This window comes from Mesorhizobium quangtriensis, assembly GCF_040081925.1.
GTDB classification, from domain to species: Bacteria; Pseudomonadota; Alphaproteobacteria; order Rhizobiales; family Rhizobiaceae; genus Mesorhizobium_K; species Mesorhizobium_K quangtriensis.
This window is the reverse complement of sequence record NZ_JBEBMF010000003.1, coordinates 725375-743589: the sequence shown is the minus strand read 5'-3', so window position 1 is coordinate 743589 and position 18215 is coordinate 725375. Positions and strand designations below refer to the sequence as shown.

Annotated in this window: 11 protein-coding genes and 1 pseudogene; 8 read left to right on the top strand and 4 right to left on the bottom strand. The window is 62.8% G+C overall.

Going from position 1 to position 18215, the window contains the following annotated elements; genetic code table 11:
- Positions 1-11: 11 nt before the first annotated feature.
- From glmU to ABMA32_RS19360, 4 genes and pseudogenes are all read left to right on the top strand, one after another.
- Positions 12-1385 carry a bifunctional UDP-N-acetylglucosamine diphosphorylase/glucosamine-1-phosphate N-acetyltransferase GlmU gene (glmU, locus tag ABMA32_RS19375; protein ID WP_349015417.1) on the top strand — a complete coding sequence of 458 codons (1374 nt, stop codon included), beginning with the start codon at positions 12-14 and terminating at the stop codon, positions 1383-1385.
- Between the two features lie 226 nt (positions 1386-1611).
- A complete protein-coding gene (gene glmS / locus ABMA32_RS19370) occupies positions 1612-3435 on the top strand; it encodes a glutamine--fructose-6-phosphate transaminase (isomerizing) (RefSeq protein ID WP_349015416.1) in 1824 nt (607 codons plus the stop codon).
- A gap of 107 nt (positions 3436-3542) precedes the next feature.
- On the top strand, positions 3543-4163 hold the full coding sequence (locus ABMA32_RS19365; protein WP_349015415.1) for an AAA family ATPase: 621 nt from the start codon (positions 3543-3545) through the stop codon (positions 4161-4163).
- An 85-nt stretch (positions 4164-4248) separates the two neighbouring features.
- Positions 4249-5032: pseudogene (locus tag ABMA32_RS19360) on the top strand (DUF502 domain-containing protein).
- Here ABMA32_RS19360 and recG read toward each other — a convergent pair.
- The gene (gene recG / locus ABMA32_RS19355) at positions 4984-7092 is read right to left on the bottom strand and encodes an ATP-dependent DNA helicase RecG (protein ID WP_349015413.1); all 2109 of its coding nucleotides are present in this window, start codon (positions 7090-7092) and stop codon (positions 4984-4986) included. The pseudogene ABMA32_RS19360 and the gene recG sit on opposite strands and share 49 nt — an antisense overlap.
- 87 nt (positions 7093-7179) lie before the next feature.
- On the opposite strand from recG, the gene ABMA32_RS19350 reads away from it, so the two are divergent.
- From ABMA32_RS19350 to ABMA32_RS19335, 4 genes are all read left to right on the top strand, one after another.
- Positions 7180-7458, top strand: a complete 279-nt coding sequence (locus ABMA32_RS19350; RefSeq protein WP_349015488.1) for an FAD assembly factor SdhE — start codon at positions 7180-7182, stop codon at positions 7456-7458.
- A gap of 12 nt (positions 7459-7470) precedes the next feature.
- The gene (gene mfd, locus ABMA32_RS19345; RefSeq protein ID WP_349015412.1) at positions 7471-10968 is read left to right on the top strand and encodes a transcription-repair coupling factor; all 3498 of its coding nucleotides are present in this window, start codon (positions 7471-7473) and stop codon (positions 10966-10968) included.
- Positions 10969-10971: 3 nt separating this feature from the next.
- Positions 10972-11379: an ACT domain-containing protein gene (locus ABMA32_RS19340; protein ID WP_349015411.1), complete on the top strand. Its 408-nt coding sequence runs from the start codon at positions 10972-10974 to the stop codon at positions 11377-11379.
- Positions 11380-11496: 117 nt separating this feature from the next.
- Positions 11497-11961 carry a hypothetical protein gene (locus tag ABMA32_RS19335; RefSeq protein ID WP_349015410.1) on the top strand — a complete coding sequence of 155 codons (465 nt, stop codon included), beginning with the start codon at positions 11497-11499 and terminating at the stop codon, positions 11959-11961.
- An 83-nt stretch (positions 11962-12044) separates the two neighbouring features.
- On the opposite strand, the gene ABMA32_RS19330 is transcribed toward ABMA32_RS19335, so the two are convergent.
- From ABMA32_RS19330 to ABMA32_RS19320, 3 genes are all read right to left on the bottom strand, one after another.
- On the bottom strand, positions 12045-14927 hold the full coding sequence (locus tag ABMA32_RS19330) for an Rne/Rng family ribonuclease (protein WP_349015409.1): 2883 nt from the start codon (positions 14925-14927) through the stop codon (positions 12045-12047).
- A 575-nt stretch (positions 14928-15502) separates the two neighbouring features.
- Positions 15503-16177, bottom strand: coding sequence for a DsbA family oxidoreductase (locus tag ABMA32_RS19325; RefSeq protein ID WP_349015408.1), 675 nt, complete (start codon positions 16175-16177; stop codon positions 15503-15505).
- A 10-nt stretch (positions 16178-16187) separates the two neighbouring features.
- Positions 16188-17990 carry an extracellular solute-binding protein gene (locus ABMA32_RS19320; RefSeq protein ID WP_349015407.1) on the bottom strand — a complete coding sequence of 601 codons (1803 nt, stop codon included), beginning with the start codon at positions 17988-17990 and terminating at the stop codon, positions 16188-16190.
- Between the last annotated feature and the right edge of the window lie 225 nt (positions 17991-18215).

Sequence of the window (18215 nt, the reverse complement as noted above, 5' to 3'; positions counted from 1 at the left end):
GTGCTCGTCCCATGACCGACAGAAGCTGCCTCTCCATCATCCTCGCCGCAGGCGAGGGCACGCGTATGAAAAGCGCCAAGCCCAAGGTGCTGCACGAGATCGCGGGGTTGCCGATGGTGGCGCATGTGGCTGCGGCAGCGAGGAATGCCGGCGGCGGCGATATCGCGATTGTGATCGGCCACGGCGCCGACGAAGTGCGCAAGGCGGCTGGCGGGTTCGATCCCGCGCCGGAAATTTTCGTTCAGGAACAGCGACTTGGAACGGCGCATGCCGTTCTCGCCGCGCGGCAGGCGATCGAACCCGGCTATGACGACGTGCTCGTCATGTTCGGCGACACGCCGCTGATCGAGGCCGCGCCGCTCCTCGCCGCGCGCAAAAAGCTGGCGGAAGGCGCGGCGGTCGTGGTCGTCGGATTCCGCCCGCAGAACCCTGCCGGCTATGGTCGCCTCATCGAGGAGAACGGCAGGCTGGTCGCGATCCGCGAGGACAAGGATGCGTCGGAGGCCGAGAAGAAGATCGGCTTCTGCAACGGGGGCTTGATGGCGATCTCCGGTAGGCATGCCCTGTCGCTGCTCGAGCGCGTCGGCAACAATAATGCCAAGGGCGAATACTACCTGACCGACATCGTCGAGATCGCTACCGGCGACGGTCTCGACGTGGTCGCGACGGAGGCCAGCGCCGAAAGCGTACTCGGCATCAACAACCGCGCCGAACTGGCCGAGGCCGAGGCGATCTGGCAGCGCCGCCGCCGCCATCAGGTCATGCTCTCGGGCGTGACGCTGATCGCCCCCGAAACCATCTATTTCTCGCATGACACCGAGATCGGGCAGGACTCGCTGGTCGAGCCGAACGTCTGGTTCGGCCCGGCCGTAAGGGTCTCGTCCGGCGTGACCATCCACGCCTTTAGCCATATCGAGGGCGCGACCATCGCGACCGGTTCGCAGGTCGGCCCCTACGCGCGCCTGCGGCCCGGCGCGGACCTGCACGAGAAGGCCAAGGTCGGCAATTTCTGCGAGGTGAAGAACGCGGCCATCCAGAAGGGCGCCAAGGTCAACCACCTGACCTACATCGGCGACGCGCGCGTCGGCGCAGGTGCAAACATCGGCGCGGGCACGATCACGTGCAACTATGACGGCTTCGGCAAGCACTTCACCGACATCGGCGCTGGGGCTTTCGTCGGCTCCAATTCCTCGCTGGTCGCGCCGGTGACGCTCGGCGACGGCGCCTATATCGCCTCGGGCAGCGTCATCACCGAGAACGTCGAAGGCGAGGCGCTGGCGTTCGGGCGCGCGCGGCAGAAGACGATACCGGGCAAGGGCAGGGAGCTTCGCGAGCGTTTCGCGGCCGCAGCCGCGGCCAAGAAGAAATCCGTTTCGGAAACCTGACACTTCCGCATTTGCGGGCCAATCATGAATCGAAATGGTGCCTCGGCCGGATGTCTCGCCTTTAACCAGACATCTTAACCAGCCGGTAAGCTTGCTGATGCGAGTTGTCCGCGACCGTGGCATGAATCGTCCTGAAATGGAACGAAACGCAATTTGAATTCCGCAACGTCCGCGCTCTCCGCTAAGACCCTGCGGAAGATCACGGGCCGGAATCGGGGCAGTCAGCATGTGCGGAATCGTTGGAATAGTCGGCCATTCGCCTGTCGCGCCGCTGATCGTGGACGCGCTCAAGCGTCTGGAATATCGCGGCTATGACTCGGCGGGCGTCGCCACCATCGAGCGGGGCGAGCTCTCCCGCCGCCGCGCCGAAGGCAAGCTGGTCAACCTCGAGCGTCGTCTGAGGGATGAGCCGCTCGACGGCAACATCGGTATCGGCCACACGCGCTGGGCAACTCATGGGGTGCCCAATGAGACCAACGCGCACCCGCATTTCTCCAACGGCGTTGCCATCGTCCATAACGGTATCATCGAGAACTTCGCCGAATTGCGCGACGAACTGCAGCGCGATGGCTACGTGTTCGCCTCGCAGACCGACACGGAAGTCGTCGCCCATCTGGTGGCTCGCGAATTGGCGGCCGGCAGGAAGCCCGTCGAGGCCGCCTACAACGCGCTCAAACGGCTGCAGGGCGCGTTCGCACTCGCTATCATGTTCAGGGGCGACGAGGATCTGATCGTCGGCGCGCGCAACGGCCCGCCGCTGGCCGTCGGGCACGGGGACGGTGAGATGTTCCTGGGTTCGGACGCCATTGCGCTCGCCCCCTTCACCAACTCCATCACCTATCTGGAAGATGGCGACTGGGCGGTCATCCGCCGCAACGAAATCCTTATCTTCGACATGGAGGGCAAGGCTGTCGAGCGGAAGCGTCAGCAGTCGATCGGAACCAGCTTCCTGGTCGACAAGGGCAACTACCGCCACTTCATGCAGAAGGAAATCCACGAGCAGCCGGAGGTGATCGGCCACACGCTGGCCCACTACGTGGACTTCACCAAGGGCGAGGCCAAAGCGCTTGAACTGCCCTTCGACTTCGCAAGCCTTGACCGAATCGCGGTGTCGGCCTGTGGCACGGCCTATCTTGCTGGCCTTATCGGCAAATACTGGTTCGAGCGCTTTGCGCGGTTGCCGGTCGATATCGATATCGCCTCCGAGTTCCGTTACCGCGAAATGCCGATCGTCAAGAACAGCGCCGCCTTCTTCGTTTCGCAGTCTGGCGAGACGGCCGACACGCTGGCCTCGCTGCGCTACTGCCGGCAGGCCGGCGTGCCGATCGGCGCGATCGTGAACGTGCGAGAATCCACCATCGCGCGGGAATCCGACGTTGTGCTGCCAACCCTTGCAGGCCCGGAAATCGGCGTCGCCTCGACCAAGGCATTCACCTGCCAGCTCTCGGTGCTTGCCTCGCTGGCGCTGCGGGCAGCCGCCGCGCGCGGGACGATCACGCCGGAAGACGAAAAGTCGATGGTGCGTAGCCTGTCCGAAGTGCCGCGCATCGCCACCCAGGTGCTGAAGCTGGAAAGCCAGATCGAGCAGGTCGCGCGCGAGCTTTCGCACTACAAGCATGTCCTCTATCTCGGCCGCGACACCAACTACCCTCTGGCTATGGAAGGCGCGCTTAAGCTGAAGGAAATCAGCTACATACATGCAGAAGGTTATGCAGCAGGTGAACTGAAGCATGGCCCCATCGCGCTGATCGATGAGCATATGCCCGTCATCGTCATCGCCCCGCATGACCGCATTTTCGAGAAGACGGTTTCGAACATGCAGGAGGTGGCGGCCCGCGGCGGCAAGATCATCCTCATCACCGACACGAAGGGCGCGGCCAGCGCGACGGTCAACACGCTAGAGACGATCGTCCTGCCCGACGTGCCGGAGTTCGTGGCCCCGATCGTCTACGCGCTGCCGATCCAGATGCTGGCCTACTGGACGGCTGTCTTCATGGGCACCGACGTCGACCAGCCGCGAAATCTGGCCAAGTCTGTTACGGTCGAATGACCTTTAGATCCCATACGGGCTTTCTCTGTAGCGCAATCTACATTTAAACTGCGCAGTTATTCACCTGTGCTTTATGCCATTGCAGGGGAATTGTGGGGGAATCCAAGATGGCTCACAAGCCTTTGAGAATTGCCGTGACCGGCTTCCCGGGCACAGGAAAAACGTCGCTAGTCAAAGCGCTTGGTGAAAAGTTTGATCTGCCGGTCATAGAAGAGAATATGCTTCCCATCGCGCGGGCCGAGAGGCAGATAGCGCTCGCTCATATACAGAATCGCCAGAGGGACATTCCCGCGCTTCGGATCAATTTGATCGAAGAATTCAAGCAATGGGACACCGACAGAACAAGTCTCTACAAAAAGGCGGGGGGCTTTGTTGCCGATCGCTGGGAGTTGGATTTGCTTGACTGGTGGCTGGTGCGTTTCGGTCTCGATCGAAATAACATGGACGCGCTGACCCATCGTTTCCTTCATAATTTCAAAGAAAAAGCGAAGACATTCGATCTAGTCGTGGTGACGCCGACGCGAATGTTTTCTCAACGTCCAAACGAGCAGGGCAATAGGCGGAGTTCGAGCTTCACCGCGCAGATGCTAAGTGAGGCGATAACTGCAGGCTTGATGCAGACCCAAGTCGACGTGCCGATTTTGCGTTTGCCCGACAAGCCGCTATCGGTAGAGCAACGCGTTGATCTCGTTCGACTGCATGTCGAGGAGGCCCGTATCGGCGGGTGAATTGCAGCGGCCTGTCCAGACCAATTTCGCTGTTCCAAATCGTTTGCCCCTTCACTATCCTGCGATGCAGTAGCGGCGAATCTCAATGTCCGAATCTCCAGGCGTCATCTCCGGCATGACCCGCCTCAGGAACTACTTCCTGACCGGTCTGATCGTCGCCGCGCCGCTGGCGATCACTGTGTATATAGCCTGGTCCTTCATCGGTTGGATCGATTCCTGGGTAAAGCCTTACATCCCTACGGCATACAGCCCCGACACCTATCTGCCATTCGCCGTCCCCGGGTTCGGCCTGCTGGTGGCGATCTTCGTCATCACCATGATCGGCTTCCTTGCTGCCAACATCGTCGGGCGCTCGATCGTTTCGTCCGGTGAGCGGCTGCTCGGGCGCATGCCGCTGGTGCGCGGCGTCTACAAGGCGCTGAAGCAGATCTTCGAGACGGTTCTCTCCAACAAGAACGAGATGTTCCGGCAGGTCGGGCTTGTCGAATACCCGCGCAAGGGAGTCTGGTCGCTGGTCTTCGTGGCCAACGAGAAAGAGACCGAGATCAATGCGAAGCTGGACAAGGAAGGCGACCCGCTGATCGCCGTGTTCATGCCCTGCGCGCCGAACCCGACAACCGGCTTCCTGATGTATGTCTATCGTTCGGAGATCGTTTTGCTCGACATGTCGGTTGAGGACGGCGCCAAGCTGATCGTCTCGGCCGGGCTCGTGGCGCCGGAATACAAGCGCAAGGTTGTCACCAAGGATGGCAGGCCGATGGAGGTCGGACTAGCCAATCCCGAGGTCGAGAAGGTCTCCAACCTGAAGTTCAGGTAAGCATCAGCCCGCTCGCAGCAGCCTGATGGCCTCGTCGCGGCCGAACAGATAGAGCAGCACGCGTAGCGCCTGGCCACGCTCCGTTTCCAACTCCGGGTCCTGCGACAGGATAAGTCGTGCATCGTCGCGGGCGACCTCCAGCAGGTCGCTGTGGAACTCGATGCGCGCGATCTGGAACCCCGGCGTGCCGGACTGCCTGGAACCCAGCAACTCGCCTTCGCCGCGTAGTTTCAGGTCTTCCTCGGAGATCAGGAACCCGTCCTCGGTCTCGCGCATCACGCTCAGGCGTCGTTTCGCCGTCTCGCCAAGCGGGTCCTTGTAGAGCAGGACGCAGGAGGACGCCTTGTCACCGCGCCCGACGCGCCCGCGCAGCTGGTGCAACTGCGCCAGCCCGAAGCGTTCGGCGTGTTCGATCACCATGATCGTCGCGTCCGGCACATCGACCCCGACCTCGATGACGGTCGTCGCGACGAGGATCTTGGTCTCGCCATCCTTGAAGGCCCGCATCGCCTCGTCCTTCTCCGCGCCCTTCATGCGGCCGTGGACAAGCCCGACGAGATCGCCGAACTCGTGCCGCAGCGTCGCGAAGCGCTCTTCGGCTGATGTCACCTTGATCTCGTCGGAATCCTCGACCAGCGGGCAGATCCAGTAGACTTTCTGGCCCTCTTCGATCTGGTCAGAGATGCGGACAAGCAGTTGGTCCATGCGATCGAGCGGCAGCGTCACCGTCTTGATCGGCCTGCGGCCCGCAGGCTTTTCGGTCAGGCGCGACACGTCCATGTCCCCGAATGCGGTCAGCACGAGCGTGCGCGGTATGGGCGTCGCAGTCATGACCAGCATGTCGGGAGCATCTCCCTTCGCGGTAATGGCGAGGCGCTGGTGAACGCCGAAACGGTGCTGCTCGTCAACCACGGCGAGCACGAGATCGCGGAACTTCACCTGCTCCTGGAACAGCGCATGCGTGCCCACCACGATGTCGATCGACCCATCTTCGAGCCCCGCCAATGTGGTGCTGCGCTCGCGGCCTTTCTCCCGGCCGGTAAGTACCGCGATCCTGAGACCGGCGCGTTCCGCCAGCGGCGCGAGCGTCGCAAAATGCTGGCGTGCGAGGATCTCGGTCGGGGCCATGAGCGCCGCCTGTCCGCCCGCCTCGACCGCGCGGGCCATGGCAAGCAGCGCGACCACCGTCTTGCCCGAGCCGACATCGCCCTGCAGTAGCCGGAGCATGCGCTCCGGCTCGGCCATGTCGGCGTTGATCTCAGCCAGAGCGAATTCCTGCGAGCCGGTCAGCGAATAGGGCAGCGCGCTGCGGATCGCATCCTCGATCCTGCCGTCGCCCGTCAGAGGCCGGCCCGAAAGCCTGCGCAGGTTGGCGCGCATGAGGGCGAGCGACAACTGGCCGGCCAGGAACTCGTCATAGGCAAGCCGCCGCCATGCCGTCGCTTCCGGCGACACGGCGAGCGGGTCCGGCGGATCATGCAGGCGTTTCAGCGCATCGGCAAAGGGTGGAAAGCTCTGCTTCCTAGCGACGGAGGGCTCGAGCCAGTCGGGCAGTTCCGGGAGCCTGTCCAGTGCCTGCCCGATGGCACGGCGCAGCACCTTTCCGGACAGCCCCGCCGTCAGCGGATAGACCGGCTCGACCAATGGCAGGCTGTCGGCTCCCGACAAGGGCGCGATATGGTCGGGATGGACCATCGACGGACGGCCATTGAACCATTCCATGCGACCGGAGACGACGACGTGCTCGCCGACCGGCATCTGCTTTTCCAGATAGGCCGCATGGGCATGGAAAAAGGTCAGCGCGATCTCGCCGGTGTCGTCATGGGCAAAGACGCGGTAGGGCACCGAGCGGTTGCCGCGCGGCGGCGGCAGGTGGCGGTCGATCCGCACCTCCAGCGTGACGATGGATCCTTCCGCAGCGCCAGCGATGCCCGGCCGGTTGCGCCGGTCGATGACCGAATGCGGCAGGGTGAAAAGCAGGTCGCCGACGCGCGCCGGACGATCGCCGAGGTCGGCCGGCACGACCTTCTCGATCAGCGCGGCCACCTTGGGCCCAACACCCTCCAGCGCGGTGACCGGCGCAAATAGCGGATCGAGTAGGGAAGGTCTCATGGCGGGAACTTAGGCAGGAATGGTCCTTCCGCAAAGCTGACAACTGCCGATGTCCACGTTATACCCGCCTCGCAAAGGGACTGGATGATGACCGGCACGGCATTTGCGGGCGAAGAACTGGACAACCGGCGGCGCAAACTGTTGTTCCGCTCGTGGCATCGGGGGATACGCGAGATGGACCTGATCCTCGGCGGTTTTGCAGATGCCGGGCTTGCGACCTTGACCGACGCCGAATTGGACCAATATGAGCATCTGCTGGAGTTGCAGGACGCCGACCTCCTCGCCTGGGTCACCGGCACAAATCCGGTCCCCGCCGCGTTCGACACGCCCCTTTTGAAAAAGATCATGGCCTCCCGGGCCGCCTGAAGACTTGATTTCATGAGCCTGCTTGAAAAAATCGGCCTGCCGAAAAGCCGGACCGGACAGTTTATCGTCGATGGCGTCGCGGACGGCTTCGAGGCGTTCGCGCTCGCCTCCGTCGTTGCGGAGGCCTCGCCTGACGGTCCCGTCCTTTTCGTCGCGCGCGACGGCCAGCGCCTGCCGGCCATCATCGACGCGCTCGCATTCGTCGCGCCGGACCTGCCGGTTCTGGAGTTTCCGGCGTGGGACTGCCTGCCCTATGACCGGGTTTCGCCCGGCGCTGACGCGGCCGCCCGTCGTCTCGACGCGCTGGCGGCGATGGCATCCTTGCGGAAGTCGCCACACCGGGCACTGATCGTGACGACCGCCAACGCGCTTCTCCAGCGTGTTCCGCCTGCTGAGGTGATCGAGGCGCAAGGGTTCCGCGCCAAGCCCGGCAATCAGGTCAACATGAATGAACTGATCTCGCGGCTGGAGAAATCCGGTTTCGAGCGCGTGCCCACGGTACGCGATGTCGGCGAGTTCGCCGTGCGCGGCGGCATTCTCGACCTCTTTGCGCCGGGCGCTGACGAGGCGCTGCGGCTCGATTTCTTTGGCGACACGCTGGAGACGATCCGCGCCTTCGATGTCGCGACGCAGCGCACCACGGGTGCTCAGCCGCAGGTCACGCTCCAGCCGATGACCGAGGTGATGCTGACGCCCGAGACGATCAGCCGTTTCAGGCGCAACTACATCGAGGCGTTCGGCGCGCCGTCGCGCGATGACGGGCTTTACGCGGCCATCAGCGAGGGCAGGCGCTTCGCCGGCATGGAGCACTGGCTGCCTTTCTACTACGAGCGGCTGGAAACGCTGTTCGACTACCTGCCGGGCGCGCCTGTCGTCTTCGACCACCTCGCGAAAGAAGCGTTGGACGAGCGTAACAAGCTGATCCTCGATTACTACGAGGCGCGCCGCCAGCAGGCGAGCGCGGCGCTCAAGGAGGCGGTGCCCTACAAGCCGACGCCGCCCGGCTTGCTGTACTTGACACCCGACGACATTGCGGCCGCGCTGCCCGACCATCTGGCCATCGAGTTCACGCCCTTCGATACGCCCGATGCCGGTCCACGCACGGTCCTGCACGCGGGGTCGCGCGCCGGACGCTCCTTCGCCGAGGAACGCGCCGACCCCAACGCCAATGTCTTTCAGGCCGCCGTCGATCACATCTCCTCCGTCCGCGCCGCCAAGCGCCGAGTCGTGGTTGCCGGTTGGAGCGACGGCTCGCTCGATCGGCTGACGCAGATCCTCGTCGAACACAAGCTCGGCAACCTCAAGCCGGTCGCCACCCTGGCCGACATCGAGAAACTCGAGGCCGGGCAGGTCGGTGCGGCTGTCCTGCCTCTGGAAGCGGGTTTCGAGACCGACCGGCTGGTGGTGGTCGCCGAGCAGGACATTCTGGGCGACCGTCTGGTCCGCCGCTCCAAGCGCCGCAAGAAGGCGTCCGATTTCATTGCCGAGGCCGCGTCGCTGTCGGCTGGCGACATCGTCGTCCATGCCGACCACGGGATCGGCCGCTTCATCGGCCTGAAGACGATCGAGGCGGCGGGTGCCCCGCACGACTGCCTCGAAATCCACTATGCCGGCGACGGACGCCTCTACCTTCCGGTCGAAAACATCGAACTGCTGTCGCGCTACGGGTCGGACTCCGCCGAGGCGCAGCTCGACAGGCTTGGCGGCGGCGCATGGCAGTCGCGCAAGGCGAAGCTGAAGCGCCGCCTGCTGGAGATGGCGGGCCAGCTCATTCGCATCGCGGCCGAGCGCAAGATGCGCACCGCCAAGGCGTTCAACGCGCCGGAAGGGCTCTACGGCGAGTTCTCCGCCCGTTTTCCCTACGAGGAGACCGACGACCAACAGAACGCCATCGACTCCGTGCTGGACGACCTGTCTCTCGGCCGTCCGATGGATCGTCTGATCTGCGGCGACGTCGGCTTCGGCAAGACCGAAGTCGCGTTGCGCGCCGCTTTCGTCGCGGCGATGGAGGGTGTGCAGGTCGCGGTCGTGGTGCCCACCACGCTGCTGTCGCGCCAGCATTTCAAGACGTTTTCGCAGCGCTTCGCGGGACTTCCGATTACGGTCAGGCAGGCGTCGCGCCTTGTTGGTGCGAAGGAGCTTGCCGAAACGAAGAAGGGGCTTGCAGACGGCACCGTGGATATCGTGGTCGGAACGCACGCGCTGCTTGGCAGCTCCATTTCCTTCAAGAACCTCGGCCTGCTGATCATCGACGAGGAGCAGCATTTCGGCGTCAAGCACAAGGAACGCCTGAAGGAACTGAAAAGCGACGTGCATGTTCTCACGTTGTCCGCGACGCCTATTCCGCGCACGCTGCAACTGGCGCTGACGGGCGTTCGCGAACTGTCGCTGATCGCCACGCCGCCGGTCGACCGCATGGCGGTGCGCACCTTCATTTCGCCCTTCGATCCGCTGGTGATCCGCGAAACGCTCCTGCGCGAACGCTATCGCGGGGGGCAGAGTTTTTACGTCGTCCCGCGCATCGCCGATCTGGACGAGGTCGGCAGCTTCCTGCGCGAGCAGGTGCCGGAACTGAAATTCGCCACCGCCCACGGCCAGATGCCGCCCGGCGAGCTCGACGACATCATGAACGCCTTCTACGACGGCCAGTACGACGTGCTGCTGTCGACCACCATCGTGGAATCCGGTCTCGACGTCCCGACCGCGAACACGCTGATCGTGCACCGTGCTGACATGTTCGGGCTGGCGCAGCTCTACCAGTTGCGCGGGCGGGTAGGGCGCTCGAAGCTGCGCGCCTACGCGCTCTTCACCCTGCCGGCGAACCGCAAGCTGACCGACACCGCCGACCGCCGCCTGAAGGTGCTGCAGTCGCTGGATACGCTTGGCGCGGGTTTCCAGCTCGCCAGCCACGACCTGGATATTCGTGGAGCAGGCAATCTGCTCGGCGAAGAGCAATCCGGCCATATCAAGGAAGTCGGCTTCGAGCTCTATCAGCAGATGCTTGAGGAGGCGGTCGCCGAAATCCGCGACACCGGTGAGGCAGTCGATGGCGGCTGGTCGCCGCAGATCACGGTCGGCACCGCAGTCATGATCCCGGAAGCCTATGTGCCGGACCTCCAGTTGCGCCTCGCGCTTTACCGTCGCTTGGGCGATCTGGAGACGCCGGAAGAGATCGATGCCTTCGGCGCTGAACTGATCGACCGCTTCGGTCCGTTGCCGGACGAGGTTCAGCACCTGCTCAAGATCGTCTTCATCAAGGCGCTGTGCCGACAGGCCAATGTCGAAAAGCTGGATGCGGGCCCCAAGGGCGTCGTCATCCATTTCCGCAACAAGCAGTTCCCCGATCCGGCGGGGCTTGTCCGCTATATCGGCGAGCAGGGCTCCTTGGCGAAGATACGCCCCGACCATAGCATCGTCTTCATCCGCGACTGGCCGAGCGCCGACAAGCGGCTGGCCGGTTCGGCGGTTGTGATGACCCAGCTCGCGCGCATGGCGTCGAAGGCCGCCTGAGGCATGACCGGCGAAACCGACCTGCAGAACCTTCTCGGGTCGATGTCGCCGGAGCTTTTGCCGGGCGTCTACGTCTTTGCGACCTTGCCGCCTGGAGAAACGGTGCCCTCCGGCGTCGAACCGGTGATGATCTTTCGCGAGAAGGAAGGCGTTACGCTTGTCCTTCCGGAAAGCGAAGCGAGGCTGGCGGGACTGGCCTTTGCGTTTCCGAGCCGGATGATCACGCTGAACGTGTATTCCTCACTTGAGGCGGTCGGCTTCCTGGCCGTCATCGCCACGCGGCTCGCAGCAGCCGGTATGGGCGTGAACCCGGTCTCGGCCTATTTCCACGATCATCTGTTTGTGCCGGCAGATCGGACAGACGAGGCGATGCAGGTGCTGATGCGGTTGGTGAGGGACAATATGGCCTGATTGTCCGAAAGCCGCTCCGCTCCAGGCAACACTTGCGTAACGGCATCTGGTAATCTGCGCCATCCGGCCGTTACCGGGATCAGCGACTTCTCAGCCGACATTGAGGGAGCCAGCAGAATGAGACAATTCGTCATCGCCGCGGGCCTGATAATCGCGGCAGTTCCGTACGCATTGGCGGAAGACATTTCGGTGGAAGAAGGCTTGCGGATCTCCATCATCGGCGGCTGCCATGACTGCCATACCGACGGCTACGCCGTCAGCGGCGGGCAGATCGACCCGGAACGGGCGCTACGCGGCAGTGCCATCGGCTTCAAGGGGCCCTGGGGCACCACCTATCCGTCCAACCTGCGCATCACGCTATCGAAAATGGGTGAGGACGAATTCGTCGAGTACGGCCATACTTTCAAGACGCGGCCGCCGATGCCCTGGTTCGGCGTACACGGAATGAAGGAAGACGAACTGCGCTCTTTCTACCGCTATGTGAAGTCGCTCGGCGAGCCGGGTGCTCCGGCGCCTGACTACGTGGAGCCCGGCGTCAAACCGACCACGCCCTTCATCGTTTTCGAACCGCAGATGCCCTGACCGGCTCTGCCAATACAAGAAAGGCGCGGTTTGGACCGCGCCTTTTTATTACATTCACTTGGCCGCCGGATTGCGGCCCGGTCTCAGAAGAAGCCGCGCCTTTGCCACCAACCGCCCTTCTTGGGCTGGTCGTCGGCAGGCTTTTCCTGCCCTTCCGACAGAGTGGATGACACAACCGGCTTCGGCGGCTCGCCATTGGATTTTGCGGCCGGAGCGCTTTCGGTCTCTTCGGCAACTGGCGGGACGATCGCCGCCGGCTCCTCCGGTGCTGCAGCCACAACCGTCGTATCCTCAACGGCGACCTCGATCGCTGCCGCTTCCTCGGGCTCGGCGGCCTTTTTCTTCGCCCGGGAGGCGCGCTTCGGCTTCTTCTTCGGCTCTTCGGGTTCGGCCGTTTCCACGACGGGCTCGACCGCCACGGCTTCGACAGTCTCTTCCATCGAAACTTCCGCTACAGCCTCGACCTCGTCGCCAGCCTCGTCAGACGTCCCAGCTTCAGCTTCCTGCTCGTCGCCTTCGCGACGGTTTCGCTTGCCGCCACGCTTGCCGCGCCGGCGCTTCTTGGCCTGTCCATCGTCTGCGACGACGGCGGTACCGGCTTCGGCTTCCGCAATCGCTTCGGTCTCGGAACCCTCGGCATCAACGTCGAGGTCGGACTCGCTCGCCGCAAACTCCGCCTCGGCCGGCGAGACCGAAGGTGCGTCAGCTACTACGGCGTCCGATGCGCCGTTCTGGTCGTGCTCGCGGTCGCGATCACGTCCACCGCGGCGACGACGACGGCGACGGCGCTTGCGGTTGCCTTCCTCGCCGTTCTCGGCATGACGCTGCTGGTTCTGCTGCGGCCTCTGCTCGACCGCTTCTTCCTCAGCCTCGGCCTCGATGACAAGGTCGTCGTCATCGTCTTCCTCGACGGGGGGCGGCGCCAGGAACTGATGCTCCTGGAAACCAACCGGCTTTTCGGCAACCGCGCCGCGCGTGATAACGTAGTGCTGCGCGCCAACGGTTTCATCGACCTCGATCGTGATCGCCAGGCCGAAGCGCGCCTCCAGTTCTGTCAACGTGCTGCGCTTGTGGTTGAGCATGTAAAGGGCCGTCGACGAGGGCGTCTTGACGGTTATGTGGTTGCGCGAATCCTTGAGCAGGAATTCCTCGATCGCACGCACGACCATCAGCGCAACGGAAGAATCCGAGCGCACATGACCGGTCCCGCCGCAATGCGGGCAGGGCTTCATCGTCGATTCCAGCACGCTGGCGCGGATGCGCTGGCGGCTCATCTCCATCAGGCCGAAATGCGAGATACGGCCAAGCTGGATGCGCGCCCTGTCGTTCTTGAGATGATCCTTGAGGCGCTTCTCGACCGCACGGTTGTTGCGGTTCTCCTCCATGTCGATGAAGTCGATGACGATCAGGCCCGCAAGGTCACGCAGGCGCAGTTGCCGGGCGACTTCCTCGGCGGCTTCGAGGTTTGTGTGGAGCGCCGTTTCCTCGATCGAATGCTCGCGCGTCGAGCGTCCGGAGTTGACGTCGATCGCAACCAGCGCCTCTGTCTGGTTGATGATGAGGTAGCCGCCGCTCTTCAGCGTCACCTGCGGCTGCAGCATCTTGTCGAGTTGGGCCTCCATGCCGAAGCGGGCAAAGAGAGGGGTCGTCTCGCGATACGGCTGGACCACCTTCGCATGGCTCGGCATCAGCATCCGCATGAAGTCTTTTGCTTCCCGGTAGCCTTCCTCACCGGCGACGAGAATCTCGTCGATGTCCTTGTTGTAGAGGTCGCGCACGGACCGCTTGATCAGCGAGCCTTCCTCATAAACGAGAGCAGGAGCGGTGGACTTGAGCGTAAGCTCGCGCACATTGTCCCAGAGCCGCATCAGATATTCGTAGTCGCGCTTGATCTCAGCCTTGGTGCGGCTTTCGCCTGCGGTGCGCAGGATGACGCCCATGCCCTGCGGCACTTCGAGGTCGCTGACGACTTCCTTCAGGCGCTTGCGGTCCTGCGCATTGGTGATTTTGCGCGAAATGCCGCCGCCGCGCGCGGTGTTCGGCATCAGCACTGAATAGCGGCCGGCAAGCGAAAGGTACGTGGTCAGCGCCGCGCCCTTGTTGCCGCGCTCTTCCTTGACGACCTGCACGAGCAGGATCTGCCGGCGCTTGATTACTTCCTGGATCTTGTAGTGGCGGCGCGGCGGCTTGCGGCGATTGCGCACTTCTTCAAGCGCGTCCTCGGCCCCGACCGATTCCACCTCGTGCTCGTGTTCGTCATCATGGTGAGTGGCGTGAACCTCTTCTACGACCCCACGGGCATCGCTCTCGCTTTCCGGGCTTTCGGCCAGCGCGGGCAGGTCTTCGGTGATGACATCGACCTCGACCTCGGCTGCGATCGACTTCGGGCCACCTTCTTCAGGCCTGTCCTCGTCGGCCGTCGGTTCGGTCGCGTCTTCCGCCGCCTCGACGCCTGCAGAAGCGGGTTCGTCGGTTTCCACGACATCGTCGACAGAAACATCGCCGAGAACCTCTATGCCCTCTGCGGACTGCTCACCGTCGGAAGTCGCTTCGGTAGCGGATTCCGCTGCTGCCCTGGCGCCGTCCTCGCCCTTGTCGCGGCTGCGGCCGCCGCGCCGACGCCGGCGATTGCCGCGGCTGCGCTCGCGTTCCTCACCGTCCTCGTCCTCGTCCTCTTCCTCCTCGGCCTCTGCACGCAGCAGGGCCTGACGGTCGGCAACCGGGATCTGGTAGTAGTCAGGGTGGATTTCGCTGAAGGCGAGGAAACCGTGACGGTTCCCACCATATTCGACAAAGGCAGCCTGAAGCGACGGCTCTACGCGGGTAACCCGCGCAAGATAGATATTTCCTTTGAGTTGCTTCTTGTCCTGTGATTCGAAATCAAATTCTTCAATGCGGTTACCGCGAACGACGACAACCCGTGTTTCCTCCGGGTGGGAGGAGTCGATAAGCATCTTGTTTGGCATAATGCGTTTTCCCTCCGGCTGCCGTCGACCGTAGCGTCAGGGAAAAAGCCCTGCGCCGCGCGCCTGATGGGATGCCGGAAATTATGTCCGCGTGGAGCTGGCGTTCAGCCATGGCGGTGCCGCCCGCGGCCGAAACGGCGCGGTATCCTGCGGACCTTTCCATGATATCACTTGAAGCCATTGCTTCCCTAGCGGAACCCTTTGAACCTAAGCCCGACCTGGCCGGACCAGCTTGTTTTGCTCTCGATGAGCCGGCGCGGATCCTTCGTCTTCCGGCCGTATTCGTTTGCGACAGGGGACCCGCGCCACCGGGGCGCCCTGACGAAATCCTCAGGGATCAACCCTGCCTGCATCGACTGTTGCGATTGGAGCCACCTTTGTCCGCCGTCAGACTAACCTTTGGGAGTGGCGGAGGGGTTCCGGGCATATGATGATCCAGCACCGCTTTTATGATTTGGCGAAGTTTTAGGCAACCCCGATTTCTGACGCCGGCAAGTCAAATGGACGGTTCGACAACAATAGGGTTTTCTCGACCTGGCATCGATTAACCCATTGATTTTATTAAAATCGACTCCTCAGGCGGGCAATTCACCGCGTTGCTTGGCATCCGCGATCTGCCGGATGGCGTCAGCGAGCGTGTCCGTTTCCTGTGCGCCCATGACGGCATATTTGCCTTCCAGCAGGAAGCAGGGGACGCCGGTTATGCCCATCCGCGAGGCCGTCGATGCCTCTTCCGTAACCGCGCTACGGTCGGCGTCGCTGGCGAGCAGGCTGCCAACCACTGCTCCATCCATTCCGCACGCTTCAGCCGCCTCAACAAGTACGGCGTGGTCGCCAATATTGCGTTCTTCTTCGAAATAGAGCCGGAAAAGTTGTCGGACCAGTTTGTTCTGCGCCTCAGGGCCGGTCGCCCCGGCCCAGCGAATCACGCGGTGGGCGTCGAGCGTATTGGGCGCGACCTTGATCGCGTCGAAGTCGTAGGCGATCCCGACCGCCTTCCCAAGTTCCTCAAGCCTGATATGCGCATCGCGCAACCGGGACTTGTCGCCGAATTTGGCGCGCATATAGGCCTTGCGATCCATGCCTTCGGCCGGAATCGTCGGATCAAGCTGATAAGGCCGCCAGGCGACTGCGACATCGACGCCGGGCGAGGCGGCAATAGCCGCGTCCAGCCGCTTCTGCCCGAGGAAACACCATGGGCAGACAACGTCTGACACCACGTCGATCTGGATCGTCTGTTTCTCGGGCATTTCAAACCTCTCAATTGACGGCATGCCACCATGTCGGAAACTGCGCGCCCTGCAATGGAACGACATCCGGCCGCTCTATGCGCTTCCAGTGGGCGATCCACTGCTCCGGCTTGAAATAGAGCGGCACGATATATGCTCCACTCAGAAGCACGCGGTCGTAGGCGCGCACGGCGTCAACGAAGTCTTCGCGGGTGCGGGCATTGATCAGCGCCTCGATCATCGCATCGACCGCGGGATCGGCGACGCCCGCATAATTGAAGGTGCCCGGCTTTTCCTTCGACGACGAGCCCCATCTGTTAAGCTGCTCAACGCCGGGCGACAGCGACGCCGTATAATTGAAGAACATGGCGTCGAAATCGTAGTTGATCTGTCGTTGCAGGAACTGCGCCGCATCGACCGAGCGGATGGAAACCTCGATACCGAGCTTGGCCAGCGTCTGCTGGTAGGCGACGGCGACCTGCTGGTTCTCGTTGCTTTTCAGCATGATCTCGAAGGCGACAGGCTTTCCGTCTGGCGCGAGAAGACGACCGTCTTTCAGCACATAGCCTGCCTTTTTCAGCTTCTCGAAACCGGCGCGCATGAAGGCGCGGTCCAACCCACTGCCGTCCGAGATCGGCGGCGTCCAGCCGTTTGCCAGGATTTCCGGCGTCACGGCATCGGGAAAGGGTGCGAGCAGGGCCCTTTCGTTCTCGCTCGCGGGCCTATTGGCCGAGGACAGATCCGAATTGTCGAAAAAGCTGCGTGTGCGAGTGTAGGAGCCGGAAAACAGCGTACGGTTTGCCCATTCGAAGTCGAACAGATCAATCAGCGCAGCACGCAGCGCGGCGTCTTCGAACACCGGCTGCCTTGTGTTCAGCACGATGCCGAGCATGCCTGACGGCAACCTCGTCTTGATTGTTTCCTTGATGATGTCGCCACGAGTCACGGCCGGGAAATCATATTGGCTGGCCCAGCGACCGCTGTTCTCGTCGAGAAAGACGTCGACCAGCCCCTTCTTGAAGGCCTCGAACATCGCGTTCTCTTCACGGAAGTAGGTTAGAGTGATCGTGTCGTAATTGTCGAAGCCGCGCTTGGAAGGGATGTCCTTCGCCCAATAGTCGGGGTTCTTGCGGAAAGTCAGGGAATCGCCAGCCTTTACCGTCTCCAGCCGGTAGGGTCCGCTGCCGACCATCGGTCTCAGCGTCGACTTGTCGAAGGTTTCGGCGTCGATTGCATGCTTCGGCAGAACCGGAAACAGGGCAAGGATCAGGGGCAATTCGCGATCCGGCCGCTTGAAGGTGAAGCGAACGCCATTCGTGCCGACCTGTTCGACCTTTTCGACCTTGCCGGCGGTCACGCCATAGCGAGGAAAGCCCTTCTCGGCGAGAAGGTTGAAGGTGAAGATGACGTCTTCCGGCGTCACAGGCTTGCCATCGGAGAATTTCGCACGCTCATCCAGCGTGAACTCGACGAACGTCCGCTCGTCATCCGTCTTGATGGACTTTGCCAGAAGCGGGTAGAGCGAAAAGGGTTCGTCGGCCGAGCGCATCATCAGCGTCTCGAAGACATTGTTGCCGAAGACGAGGTCGAGGCTGCCGCGCGCACCGCTGCCCTGGACGATGAAGGGATTGATGCTGTCGAAGGTTCCCGGCCATGCATAGTTGATGGCACCGCCCTTGGGCGCTTCGGGGTTGGCGTATGGAAAATGCGCGAAGTCGGCGGGCAACGCCGGCTCGCCGTGCATGGCAATAGCGTGAGAAGGCTCGGCCGCGGCTATGCCGCCGCCCAGTAGCGCATATATGCCCAAGAATAGGCTTATCAGCATGCGTGCCATAGGAAATCTTCCGCCTCCTGGCCGGATCGGGGCCGGATTGATTCGTTGCCGGAACCTATCATGCGTCACACGGCTACCGTTCAGCATGTCCGAAATTTGATGTCACTGGCCATGCCCGGACTGGATTCAGGGGGCGGGGAGGTGTAGACGCGGGCAAAGTCATCCTGTTGCCTCATTTGGCCAACAGGTAGCTCGCATGGACGGCGTTTGCCGCACTTCCTGATC